The sequence below is a fragment of the Allohahella sp. A8 genome, from assembly GCF_047946665.1.
Taxonomy (GTDB): domain Bacteria; phylum Pseudomonadota; class Gammaproteobacteria; order Pseudomonadales; family Oleiphilaceae; genus Allohahella.
This window is the reverse complement of sequence record NZ_CP172312.1, coordinates 508,390-521,215: the sequence shown is the minus strand read 5'-3', so window position 1 is coordinate 521,215 and position 12,826 is coordinate 508,390. Positions and strand designations below refer to the sequence as shown.

The following is a 12,826-nucleotide window of genomic DNA, read 5'->3' as shown; positions in this document are numbered from 1 at the left end:
AAGAGCCGCCTCTGTCCTGACAGATTGGCGGCTTTTTTTATGAGCGCCAGCTTTACTGACTGGTTCTCTGCTGCTCGAAGGTCTCATGCACCTCTTCGACCTCCTGATAAATGACACGACCATCCTGATTGGTGTCGTAGGTTTGCATCAACTCTTTTGCTATGGCGGGGTCCTTCTCCGCGGCGCTCTTCCCTGAAGCCGGGCTGCCATACACACTGAGCTCTGCCTCGGTCAGGTCACCATCCCCATCTGTATCGAGGCGCTGAAAAATCTCCTGCGTGGTCACTTTGCTGGTACCGCTCTGCAGGCTAGGATGACCCTGCAGGTCCGGCAGGCTCGGTACAGGACTCTCCTGCTGGGCACTTGCCGGCGGTTGGCTCGTTTGATCAGCTTGCGAGCCCGGGTTCTGTTCTGCAAAAGCTGATGGCGAAGCCAAAAGAATAAGGGTCAGTGCGGCGGATGTGATTTTATTCTCGAGCATGAGTCGCTGTGCCTCGTGGAGTTGCTGACTAGGTATGAAATTCTGCAAATCCTGTGCCGGCCGCCTACAAATGCGTTAAACCAGCCTGTGCCAGGGTTAGCCGTAAACTGCAGGCATTCAGATGTCGCCGTAGAGAGAACGGCTTACCACAGTGTTGTAAATAGGGGCACTGTAAAGCACACGCGATTGACAGAATCAGCAGACAGCCTTCGTACACCTTGAAGAGGCAACTAATGCCATTCAAGGAGAAGAAGTGATGATTCGAATCGCAATCAACGGGCTTGGTCGCATTGGTCGGGCCGTGCTGAAGCAGGCACTGGACCATCCGGAGCTGGAGATCGTCGCGATCAACGATCTCCAACAGCCGGAAGACCTGCGCTACCTCCTGCAGTACGACACCGCCTATGGTCGCTACCCGAAGCCAGTCACCGTAGAGGAAGGGCAGCTCGTGATAGAACAGCAGCGCATCAAGACTTTTCAGGAAGAAGAACCACAGCAGCTGCCATGGGGTGATCTGAAGATCGACCTCGTGTTCGAGTGCACGGGCGCGTTCAACAGCCGTGCAGGTATCGAACAGCACCTGAAGGCCGGCGCCAAACGCGCCATCATGTCGGCGCCACCCAAGGGGGACAATGAGCCGGCACTCGACATGGTCGTACCCGGCCTCAATGCCAGCGATGCCGACGTGTTTTCAGCTGCAAGCTGCACAACCAACTGCATCGCGCCAGTCATGGAAATTCTCGATCGACGCATTGGTATTTCCAAGGCTCTCCTCAACACCATCCATGCCTACACCAGCTCACAGTCCATGGTCGATGCGCCGGCGAAGAAGCCTGAACGAGGCCGCGCCGGCGCTGTAAACATGGTGCCCACCAGCACTGGTGCCGCAAAAGCCGCTACGCAGATACTGCCAGGACTGAAGGATCGGTTCGACGGTCTGGCTGTTCGCGTGCCGATACTAGTCGGCTCCATTGCCGACCTGACCTTTGTGGCGAGGCGCAAGACTTCAGTCGATGAGGTAAATGCCATATTGCGGGAAGAACAGGACAGTGAGCGCTACCGGGCAATCGTTACCGTTACCGATGACCCGATTGTGTCTTCGGACATTGTTCAGGACACGCACGCAAGCATAGTCGACCTTGCGCAGACAAAGGTTGTCGCCGATGACCTGGTTAAGGTAATGATCTGGTATGACAACGAGTGGGGCTATGCAGCGCAAATGATCCGCGCAGCAGAGTCCCTCAAGTTCTGAGGATTGTACTCACCTGATCCGAGCACGGGCAGTCTCAGGTCAGGCGCCTGATACCAGCGAACTTGTGTTCGCTGTCGAACTCGATTTCGAATCGCCCCTGTATACCTTCATGCAAGAGGTATGGCCTGAGTACGGCGGCGGGAAACTGCACCCGCCGACCGTCGACGGATATCGCCGAAACCGCTTTCGCCTGCCCCTGATACACGCGCAGAAATTCATCTGGCGTGATCGACAGGTCGAGGACTAGAGTTGGCATTCCTGTGGCATGATCTTGTGGGTAGTCGTCTGCGCGAGATCGAGTAACTCACGCAGGGCCACCGAATACATTGGAAACTCCGGATCCTTGGTCGCCTTCAGTTCCGTCAGCATCACCCTCCACCGTTCGACCATGTCTGCCTCTTTCTCTGCCCACTGCTGAATTCGCTGCTCGGTTGTCAGGTCTAGATCAGTAGTCTTGAGAATACCGACGGTCAGTGAGCGCTGCTGCCAGTCCAGGTCTTCCCGGAAGCTTTCGCGTGCCAGCGCCTGCCAGTGCGTTGCTGGTTTTGCCTCATTGATTTGCCGGTTGAACCAGATCAGATCGAGCGACGAGCCGATCGAGAAGAACATCCGGGCCACAGTCTCCAGGGGCTCATCGGTAATCGACTGGGCTTCTATGATGCCAAGACAGGAGTACAGGTGACTTGCGCCGGCGGCGATTGCCGCCAGGTCTGCGGGCACACCCACAGCTTCATAGGCTGACTTGCCGCGGGTGAATGACTTGTGCTGCTGATCGACCAGCAGCTTGTCGAAAGCCGCGCTGATGGTAGCGATACCTGTCGAGAAGCGCTCCATATTGTCCAGCACCTTGAGCTCTGCACGACGGTTGCGCAGGAACCATCGGCTGGAACGCCGAATGAGCCGTATCAATTCCAACATCATATTGATCTGCGTATCTGCGGGCACTTTGTTGTCCAGATTCTCGATCGCTCGCCAGTAGTTTTTCAGTCCGAAGACATCGCGCGATATGACGTAGGCCTGGGCTATAGCTGGGATCGTAGCACCCGTAGACTGACGGAGACGGTCAACAAAGGTGATTCCCATCAGATTCACCATATCGTTGGCGACCTGGGTGGCGATAATCTCCTTCCGCAGACGATGGTTCCAGAGATGATCCTCGAACTTTCTCACCAGACTTGCCGGAAATTCGGACTGTAATTCGCCTACATAGTACACGTCATTGAGCATATCGGACGCCGAAAGCACCTCTTTGAGATGACCTTTCACGTAGGAAATGAGTGTGCACAGCTCCGGCCTGTACAGCCCCCTGTTCTCCGACTTTCGCTCTCTGATGGCTTCATCGTCCGGCATGAATTCGATCTGACGATTAAGCTTGCCGATCGACTCGAGATAGTTCATCAGTCGTCGGTACTCTTCCACGCGGGCGGCCGCCTCGTAGGTGGCGATTGATAGCGCCTGAGTCTGGCGATAATTGTTCATGAGCACCAAAGCGGCAACTTCGTCGGTCATCTGGGCGAGCAGCACGTTACGCTGCTTCGGCGTCATGTCGCCGGCCTGGACGATGCCATTGAGCAGAATCTTGATATTGACCTCGTGGTCGGAGCAGTCGACCCCACCGGCATTGTCGATAAAATCGGTATTACATTTTCCGCCAGTTGCAGCGTACTGCACCCGACCGAGATGCGTCATGCCGAGGTTGCCGCCTTCACCGATGACACGCACCCGCAGTTCTCGACCGTCAATACGCAGCCCATCATTGGCCTTGTCACCCACATCGATATGCGCTTCGGTAGAACTCTTGACATAGGTGCCAATACCGCCGATCCAGAGCAGATCAGCTTTCGCCTTGAGCAGGTAGCTGATCAACATGTTCGGCGGCAGGCGATCTTGTTTGATCTCGAAGACCCGCTTCATCTCTTCGCTGATCGGAATCGACTTGGCCGACCGCAGAAAGACACCTCCGCCCTTGCTCAGGAGCTTGCTGTCATAGTCGGTCCAGTTGGACCGCGGCAGGTTGAACAGTCGGCTGCGCTCCTCGAAACTTGCTGCAGGATCCGGATCCGGGTCGACAAAGATGTGCAAATGATTGAACGCGGCCAGCAGGCGGATGTGCTTCGAGAGCAGCATGCCATTGCCGAATACATCTCCAGACATGTCCCCTATACCGATCACGCTGAAGTCTTCGGTTGCGGTATTGAGTCCAAGCTCCCTGAAGTGCCGCTCGACCGATACCCAGGCCCCTTTCGCGGTTATACCCATCTTCTTGTGGTCGTAGCCCTGACTCCCGCCAGAGGCAAAGGCATCACCCAGCCAGAAGTTGTACTCTGCAGCTATAGCGTTGGCGATATCCGAAAATGTGGCTGTACCCTTGTCTGCCGCCACAACGAGATAGTGATCTTCAGGGTCGTGCCTCACCAAATCTGGTGGTGGAATCATGTTGCCATCGACCAGGTTGTCGGTCAGGTCGAGTAGTCCACGAATGAAGGTTCTATAGCAGGCGATCCCCTCCTTCTGCATGGCTTCGCGGTCACCATCAGGCATCCTCTTGGCCACGAAGCCGCCCTTGGCCCCGACTGGCACGATGACCGAGTTCTTGACCTGCTGCGCTTTTACGAGGCCGAGCACTTCGGTCCGGTAGTCTTCGAAGCGATCCGACCAGCGCAAGCCACCGCGGGCTACCTTGCCGCCACGAAGATGCACACCTTCCACACGAGGGCTGTATACGAAAATTTCGAACATCGGCAGTGGCAACGGCATTTCCGAAATGGCCGCGGGCGACATCTTGAAGGAGATGTACTGTTTGAGCTCGCCGTTCTCAGTCTGGTAATAGTTGGTTCGCACGGTCGCCTGGATGAGTTCGACAAAGCGGCGAAGCACACGGTCTTCGGTCAGATTTTCGACGGCTTCCAGGGCCTGATTGACGTCGATCACGATACGTTCTTCAGAAGCACGGCGCTGCACATCACTTTGCTCGCTGAACGGGTCGAAGCGGGTGGCGAACAGGTCCCAGATCAAGGATGTGATACTGGTGTGGTTGACCAGGGTGCTGGCGATGAAATTCTGGCTATAACCGAAGCGAATTTGCCGCATATAACGTGAATATGAGCGGAACATTGCGATCTGGCGCCAGTCCAGCAGGGCAACCAGCGCCAGTCTGTTGAACAGATCGTTCTCTGCCTCATTGTTCCAGATGCGCAGAAAGAGGGTTTCAAAGTTGCTGCGGATCTTTTGAATATTAATGGGATCGCCAAGCGGATTCTGCAGCGCAAAATCGTGCACCCAGTAATCATCACCGTCCCGGGTGGTCACTTCGAACGGATGCTCGCCAAGCACCTTGAGCCCCAGGTTTTCGAACATCGGCAGCACATCAGACAGCGGCACCTGATTGTCGGCATGAAAGAGCTTGAAGTGGACTGTGTTCTCGGGCTCTTCAATGGCACGGTAGAAGCTCATTGCAATCGGCCGGTCCTTACTGATGCTTTCCATGTGCTCAATGTCTGGAACGGCACGGCGCGGAGAAAACGCCTCCTGATAAGCTGCGTTGAAGCCATCTGCATAGCGATGATACAGGCTATTGCCACGCTCCTCGCCGTTACTTTCGATCAGCGACTCGGCCAGGCCGTCCTGCCATGATTGGGCGGCAGCAATGATCTTGGCTTCGAGCTCTTCACAGTCCAGATGCCGCACCTCCAGGGGAGATACCCTGAGTATGAACTGCACGCGCGCAAGGACCGATTCGGAGAAATAGGTAATGAACTCCACATCCTCAGCATTGGTTGCAGCTACGAGAATGTCCGACATCTGCATGCGGAGGTTGGTGTTGTACACATCACGAGGCACGTATACCAGCGCTGTTACAAACTGGCCGTAAACGCCCTCCCGAATAAAAAGACGAATTTTGCGGCGCTCCTGAATGTACAGGATGGACATCGCATTGTGGAACAACACTTCCTTGTCCACCTGTAGCATTTCTCCGCGTGGGTAGACCGAAAGAATCTGATCAAGCTCCTTGCCGGCGTAGTCGCGGGCGTAGAAGCCAGAGCGCTCCATGACATACTCGACCTTCTTCCGAACTACCGGAATTTCCTGCGGCCGGTCGCCATAGACGGCAGACGTGAAAAGCCCGAGAAAGCGCTGCTCACCAACCACGTCACCCTGCTCATTGAATCTCTGCACGGCGATATAGTCTGGGTAAGCCGGCCGATGAATTCGGCTACGTCTGGACGATCGGGCGAACACCATCAACTCGGGCTTAAGCAGGTGTTGCCGGGTTTTCAGCGGAAGCTTCTTGAACGGCGTATTGGTCGGCCGCTCGTCATACTGCTTCATGATGCCAAGGGGCGAACCTGACACCTGCCTCACCATGATCTCCTTTTTGGAGCGATCGAATTCATACTCGTCGTAGCCCAGGAAGGTAAAATGATCATCGATAAGCCAGTCCATGAAATCGGCAGCTTCATTGGTCGCTTCGGCGGTCTGTCCCGGCCGGCCCTGGCGCAGACTTTCAGCGAGTGACTGAGCATGCTGCTTCATGGGCTCATAATCGGACACGGCGGTGTCCACATCGCGCAGCACACTGATGATTTCGTCCCGGATGGTCGCGAGCACCTGTGGGTCGTTGTGACGATCTATTTCGATATAGACAGTCGATTCTGCCAGTGAACGATCTGGCTGACCGGATCGTTGCAGCAGTTCCTTGAACCGGCCGTTCTTGTCACGCCTGATATATAGCACCGCGTGCTGAATAGAGTGGATATCGAAGTTCAGCCGGTTGAGACACATCCGGATCGAATCCATGATGAATGGTATGTTCTTGTGAAGGACGCCGAGGACGGTATGCGTGGACTGCCAGCCGTGGGCTTCGAGCTCAGGGTTGAAAACAGCTACCTTGCACTCGTCTTTCGCTCGCTGCTGCACGAAATGCCAGCTCGAGATGACAGCGCCATAGATATCACTGAGCCGACGCCCATTGACTTCCTCGAGTGGTAGATTTTCAAGATAGAGTCTAGCAAACTCACTGAGTCGCCTGGCTTGCTGGTCGCTCAGCTTCTGATTGAATGCTTCATCGAGCATGTCGAGAAACTGAGATTTATTGTCCACGTTGACCTGCTTCATCGCTCGCCTTTGTATTGTTTTAGTAGGTTAATGAGTCAATCTGGCCGGGCTGTTCTGTGCGTCAAGTCGGGCTTACGCTTCCGTAATTGGCTCCCCAGACAATTTATAGCAAACTTGCCAGTCAATTGTGAGCGACAACGCCTTATATACGCATAAGCATGGACACTACAGGGCCAATCAGGCACGGTCACGTTCATAGTGGCTGCAGTCGCTGTCCGATCTTCGAACCTACAAAAGAACCGACAACAATGAGCTCTCTGCAACATTTCCAGAACGTTTCGGAATACCTGCGCACTCAAATCATCGGTCAGCCAGCTCTGGTCGAACAGATGCTCGTCGCCCTTCTGGCGGACGGCCACATGCTCGTCGAGGGTGCGCCTGGTCTGGCAAAGACCCGTGCCATCAAGGCGCTATCGAACTGCATCAGCGGCAGCTTTCAACGCATACAGTTCACTCCGGATCTCCTACCCGCCGATATAACCGGCTCGGACATCTTTCGTCCTGAAACCCAGAGTTTCGATTTTCAGCCGGGGCCTATTTTCCACAGCCTCATTCTGGCGGACGAAATCAATCGCGCCCCTGCGAAAGTACAGAGTGCCCTGCTCGAGGCGATGGCTGAACGGCAGGTTACGGTGGGCAACAAAACCTACCCCCTGCCCGGCGTCTTTCTGGTCATGGCTACGCAGAACCCTATCGAACAGGAAGGCACCTATCCCCTGCCTGAAGCGCAACTCGACCGCTTCCTGTTGCATGTCGTCGTCGATTATCCTGACGTCGCGTCCGAGCAACAGATTCTGCGACTGACGCGGGATGAAGCGCGGCGGCAGCTCGACACCGCACCGGCCGGCGCCAGGGTGCTGCAGCCAGAACCATCGCAACCTGAGGCCTCCGACTCTGCCAAGGGTGAGGTTCAACTGACCCATGAAGATATCTTTACGGCCCGTCTGGCCGTTCTCGACGTTTTCATGAACGAGAACGTCGAGCACTATATTGTCAGGATCATTCAGGCTACGCGCGACCCCGGCCTCTATGACCAGACCATCGCAGGTTGGCTGGACTATGGCGCCAGCCCGCGAGCCACCATCGCGATAGACCGCTGCGCCCGCGCTGCCGCCTGGCTCGCCGGTAATGACTATGTTTCGCCCGACGACGTTCGCAAGGTTGCGCATGACGTATTGCGCCATCGCATCATTCCAAGTTTCCGGGCGGAAGCAGAAGGCATGAGTCGCGATGCCATTCTGGCCCGTCTGCTCGATGTGGTACCGGTGCCTTGAGCAGTCCGCTTCGTGACCGGATCGATCTTGTCACCATGCTTGGCCTGCAGCCCGACGCGCGTAGCCTGACGCTGAAGCTCGATCCACGAAAAGTCCCGGGACTGACAGGTAGCCATCGCAGTCACCTACTCGGCCGCGGAATGACCTTTGCCGAACATCGTCCTTATCAGGCTGGCGACGACATTCGCCACATCGACTGGCGCGTAAGCGCAAGAAGTCAGCACACCTACAGCAAGGTATTTCAGGAAGAAACGCAGCAGCCGGTAGAACTACTGGTCGATCAGCGAAGTACGATGTATTTCGGCAGCGGGGACAAGTTCAAATCTGTGCTCGCTGCTGAACTTGCAGCGCTATTGACCTGGGCCGGACTGGCAAATAACGACAGAGTAGGCGGCCTGGTGTTCGATGATATCAGCCACCAGCATGTGAAGCCGGCGCAGCACAAGCGGCAGACCGTACGCCTCTTCGATGTCATCGACAAGTTCAACGGCAAGCTCTGCCAACAGCGCGGCTCAGCGCGAACTTCAGCGGCATCGAGTCTCAATAGCGCCCTCGATGAAATCACCCGACTTTCCCGCCCTGGCACATTGTGCCTGCTTGTTTCTGACTTTGAGGGTTTGCTCGATGAGCTGCCCAAGGCCAACTCGGCCAGCGATTCAGCAGGCTCGCGCGCGCCCGCCTTGAGTAGCGAACAGATTCTCTTCAGGTTGCGGCGTCATAACCAGATCTTTGCTTTTCTCGTTTACGACCCGCTCGAACTGGCGCTGCCGGGACCTTCGCTAGAGCTCTGTAACGGCTCGGGTGAGCGGCTGGCCCTCCCTGAGAGGCAGGCAGCGCTGGATGAAATCAATCTCGCACTACAGGAACGTCATGAAGCCAAGATTCGCAAACTCGAAGCGCTCAAATGCATCGTGGTGCCGATTGCTACAACTGAGGCGCCGGCCGAGGTATTGCGTAGCATCAGCAATCGCAGCGGTGCGCGATAGAATATGAATCAACAGCTCGTCGAAGCCGTGAAGCAGCTGCCGCTCAATCCCCTCATCGATCCTGCACCGGTATCGTGGTGGCCGCCCGCGATTGGCTGGTGGCTCTTACTGCTGATATTGATCGTAAGCGGTCTACTGCTGTGGTTCATCGGCTATAAGCGTTATCTTCAGCCGGCGCTGCAACTGAAGCAACAGAGAAAGCGGGTTCGTGAGGCGCTGCAACCGCATCTGCGGAATCCCGGCCCGGCGGCTGCGACTTCAATCAACATGATTCTCAAAGCTCATCTACTGAAGCTGGGGCACCATCGCTGCAAGACGCTTACCGGCAGCGCATGGCTGGAATATCTGGTACGTACAGCCCAACTTCAGCCCAGGGAAGCCAGTGCGCTGGCGCCACTGGGTGAAGCCAGTTATCGCCCACCCTCAGCTGGTGATAGTACAAGCGACGACCGCTCGTTCAACAAGACTGTATTGCTGTTGACCCGACGGCTCGCGCCTGTTCGAAATGAAACGACCGAAGCTGGAGGTGAGCCAAATGGATAGCGTTGCCACGATGGTGGAAGCACTGCAGTTTGCCTGGCCATTAGCTCTGCTTCTGCTGCCGCTACCCGCGCTTCTTCATCTACTGTCACGTGGCAAGCCAAGCATCAACAGTCAAGGCAGCTCCGATGTTTCGGCCGCGCCGGCCTTACTCATGCCACAGTTTTCGGCCGTGAGGCAGGTGATGGAATCACGGGGCTTCGGTCAGGCTCGTCACAAGCCGCCGTCATGGCGGCTGTGGATGTTGACCGCGAGCTGGATATTCCTATGCGTCTCGCTCACCCGCCCACAATGGCATGGCGAGCCGGTGCCGCTGGATACCAGCGCGAGGGACTTACTGCTGACGGTAGACATATCTCCAAGCATGCAGGAGCCGGATATGGTGCTCAAGGGCTATCAGACCGACAGGTTGACCGCACTGAAACAGGTAGTGAGCGATTTTTTGAAGCAGCGTGACGGCGACAGAGTCGGCCTGATTCTATTTGGCGCGAAACCCTACATTCAGGCGCCCCTGACTTTCGATCTTGCCACGGTCGAACAGCTGCTGTACGAATCGCAGATTGGTCTTGCCGGCAATGCGACGGCAATCGGAGATGCCATTGGCCTGGGTATCAAACGACTGCGGGAGCGTCCTGCCGACGCAAGAGTCATGGTACTGCTGACCGATGGCGCTGAACTGGGTAGCGAAGTGGATCCCATCAAGGCGGCTGAGCTTGCCAGGGAGGCCGGCCTGCGGATCTACACCATAGGCCTAGGCGCTGATGAGGCTTACCGTGCAGGGCTTTTTGGGCGGCAGCGTTATAATCCCTCAGCTGATCTCGATGAGAACTTGCTACGCCATATCGCTCAGACCACTGGTGGCGAATTCTATCGTGCGCGATCGACATCCGAACTGGAGCTTGTTTACGAGGCCATCAACCAGCTTGAACCCGTCCGGCAGGATGGCCGCATTTTTCGCCCGGTTACCGAGTATTTCTGGGTTCCTCTTATTGGCGCGTTGCTTCTGCTGATCGTCGCGCTGTTACCTGTTCCTAGACGACTGCGCACAGTGCTCGTGCGGATCCGTGATCGACAGAAGGTTCAGGCATGATGGAAACGAGCGTCGACTTCGTCTTTCTTCGACCGGACTGGTTATGGTGTCTACTGCCAATCCTGCTTCTGCCTCTCCTGCGTCGGCAACGTCTCGATGCCTCACAGTGGCATCGCTACCTGCCAGCGGCGGTTATCGAGCGTCTGCTGCAGGGGCCGGCTACAGCGAACGCTGTATCGAGGTCGTGGTGGCCGACCCAGCTGCTATTAATGCTCACCATCGTCGCACTCGCCGGTCCGAGTTTCGTCAAGCAGGCGGTGCCTGTCGTTCAGAAAAAGGATGCGGTTGTGATCGTGCTCGACCTCTCGCTGTCGATGTACGCTGAAGATCAGGCACCGAGCCGGCTCGCCCGGGCAAAGCAGAAGATACATGACCTGCTCGCCCTGCGACAGGATGGTCTGACTGGACTGGTGGTGTTCGCTGGCTCGGCGCATGTGGTGGCGCCGCTGACGGACGACCGGGAAACCTTGAGGGCGATGTTGCCTGCGCTGGACCCATCGATCATGCCTGAGCCGGGCGCAAACCCAGGCCTCGGATTACTCGAAGCCAGTCATCTCATCCGGCAGGCCGGACTCGATAGCGGCAGAATTCTGCTCCTGACAGACAGCATAGAAGCTTCCAATCTGGAGGCGCTGAATGCGCTCCGCGCTGGCCTTCAGCCGGGTGTGGACGTATCCGTGCTGACCTTGGGCACGGCGTCAGGCGGTCCGATTTCACTGCCTGACCGGGGCTTCCTGAAACGCGGGGGCGAGGTGATTATTGCGCGCACCGACCTTGCAGCGGCGAAGGATTTCGCTTCTGCGCGTACATCCGACCGCATCGCAGAGGCGCGCTTTGATGACAGCGACCTGCGCCGCCTCGTGCCGGAGACGGCAGCGATTTCCGGCGCCACTGAAGCCGCTGAAGGCGAGCAGATGATTGAACAGCGAATCGATCAGGGGTTCTGGCTATTACCACTCCTGGCTGTGCTTGGGCTGATGCTTCATCGTCGAGGCACGCTATTGGCAGCGGTAGGCCCCGTGCTCGTGGCACTTGGTAGTCTGTTCCTAACCCCTGCGTTACTGGCACTGTCGTCGTCGGAGGCCGCAGCACAAGCGCCCGCTACGGAAAGCACACCAGTGCAGAAACCGACTGCGCCCGAGGCGCCCTCGCTCTGGGATCGCCTGTGGCAGCGCGATGATCAACTGGCGCAGGACGCCTACGAGCGCGGCGACTATACCACTGCGGCCGAGCTTTACGAGGCGCCAGCCCCGAGGGGTGCGGCGCTATACCGGGCTGAGGACTACAAGAGCGCCGTCGAATCGTTCAGCCGTGCGGAACCTGATCCTGTCACCCTCTTCAACATGGGCAATGCTCATGCTTATGCTGGCGAGCTCGAACCAGCCCTTACCGCCTATGATGCTGCACTGGAGTTGGATCCGACCATGACGGTGGCGAAGGAAAACAAGGCCATGATCGAGGCGCTCCTCAAACAGCAACAGGAGCAACAGCAACAGAAGCAGAAGCAACAGCAGGACAAGGAAAACGGTGAACAGAGTCCTGAGCAGGATGACGGTCAGGGTGAACCGAATAGTGAGGCCGGAAAGAATGGGCAGCAACAGGATGAGCAGCCGCAATCCGGTGAACCCCAGGACGATAATGGCCAGGGCCAGCCCCAGCGGACGGACCCCGAGCAAGGCGACCAGAGCCAGGCCGACCAGCAGAGCGACCAGGGACAGGACGCCGAACAGCAAGCCTCGGCAGCTCAGCAGCAGCCTGAAAGTGACGAGCAGCCTGGAGATGCAGAACAGCAAGCTGAAGCCGAACAAACGACTGGTGCAGCCGAAGATGACGCTGCCAGCGCCACTATGCCGGGAGAGGCCCGGAACTACGATCTGAGCGAGCAACAGCAGGAACAGTGGTTGCGGCGCATACCGGACGACCCTGGTGAACTGCTACAGAGAAAATTTTTGTATCAGTATCGAAATCCGGACAGCCGGTATGACCCCAGAGCAACGAGGCCGGACCAGAATGAAACTGGATCGGCGAGTGATCGCACATCTCCAGGCACCGCCAGCAGCAACCCATGGTAGCAGGCAACAGTATCAA

Annotated in this window: 9 protein-coding genes; 6 read left to right on the top strand and 3 right to left on the bottom strand. The window is 56.9% G+C overall.

Annotated features, from left to right (window positions below):
• Positions 1 to 52: 52 nt before the first annotated feature.
• Entirely contained in the window at positions 53 to 481 is a 429-nt protein-coding gene (locus tag ACH3PB_RS02415; RefSeq protein ID WP_416397882.1) for an EF-hand domain-containing protein, read from the bottom strand.
• Between the two features lie 256 nt (positions 482 to 737).
• On the opposite strand from ACH3PB_RS02415, the gene ACH3PB_RS02410 reads away from it, so the two are divergent.
• A complete protein-coding gene (locus tag ACH3PB_RS02410) occupies positions 738 to 1,733 on the top strand; it encodes a type I glyceraldehyde-3-phosphate dehydrogenase (protein ID WP_416397881.1) in 996 nt (331 codons plus the stop codon).
• 34 nt (positions 1,734 to 1,767) lie between these two features.
• Here ACH3PB_RS02410 and ACH3PB_RS02405 read toward each other — a convergent pair whose 3' ends face one another.
• Together ACH3PB_RS02405 and ACH3PB_RS02400 are read right to left on the bottom strand one after the other, a co-directional pair.
• Entirely contained in the window at positions 1,768 to 1,989 is a 222-nt protein-coding gene (locus ACH3PB_RS02405) for a DUF2835 domain-containing protein (protein ID WP_416397880.1), read from the bottom strand.
• Entirely contained in the window at positions 1,977 to 6,833 is a 4,857-nt protein-coding gene (locus ACH3PB_RS02400; RefSeq protein WP_416397879.1) for an NAD-glutamate dehydrogenase, read from the bottom strand. The genes ACH3PB_RS02405 and ACH3PB_RS02400 overlap by 13 nt, the downstream gene beginning before the upstream one ends.
• A 263-nt stretch (positions 6,834 to 7,096) precedes the next feature.
• Here ACH3PB_RS02400 and ACH3PB_RS02395 point away from each other — a divergent pair, with 263 nt between their 5' ends.
• The 5 genes from ACH3PB_RS02395 to ACH3PB_RS02375 are packed head-to-tail and all read left to right on the top strand — an operon-like array spanning position 7,097 to position 12,810.
• Positions 7,097 to 8,122 carry an AAA family ATPase gene (locus ACH3PB_RS02395; protein ID WP_416397878.1) on the top strand — a complete coding sequence of 342 codons (1,026 nt, stop codon included), beginning with the start codon at positions 7,097 to 7,099 and terminating at the stop codon, positions 8,120 to 8,122.
• Positions 8,119 to 9,108 carry a DUF58 domain-containing protein gene (locus tag ACH3PB_RS02390; protein ID WP_416397877.1) on the top strand — a complete coding sequence of 330 codons (990 nt, stop codon included), beginning with the start codon at positions 8,119 to 8,121 and terminating at the stop codon, positions 9,106 to 9,108. The genes ACH3PB_RS02395 and ACH3PB_RS02390 overlap by 4 nt, the downstream gene beginning before the upstream one ends.
• 3 nt (positions 9,109 to 9,111) lie before the next feature.
• On the top strand, positions 9,112 to 9,651 hold the full coding sequence (locus ACH3PB_RS02385) for a DUF4381 domain-containing protein (protein ID WP_416397876.1): 540 nt from the start codon (positions 9,112 to 9,114) through the stop codon (positions 9,649 to 9,651).
• Positions 9,644 to 10,738: a vWA domain-containing protein gene (locus tag ACH3PB_RS02380; RefSeq protein WP_416397875.1), complete on the top strand. Its 1,095-nt coding sequence runs from the start codon at positions 9,644 to 9,646 to the stop codon at positions 10,736 to 10,738. The genes ACH3PB_RS02385 and ACH3PB_RS02380 overlap by 8 nt, the downstream gene beginning before the upstream one ends.
• Positions 10,735 to 12,810 carry a VWA domain-containing protein gene (locus ACH3PB_RS02375; protein WP_416397874.1) on the top strand — a complete coding sequence of 692 codons (2,076 nt, stop codon included), beginning with the start codon at positions 10,735 to 10,737 and terminating at the stop codon, positions 12,808 to 12,810. Before ACH3PB_RS02380 ends, ACH3PB_RS02375 begins: the two co-directional genes overlap by 4 nt.
• Positions 12,811 to 12,826: the final 16 nt, after the last annotated feature.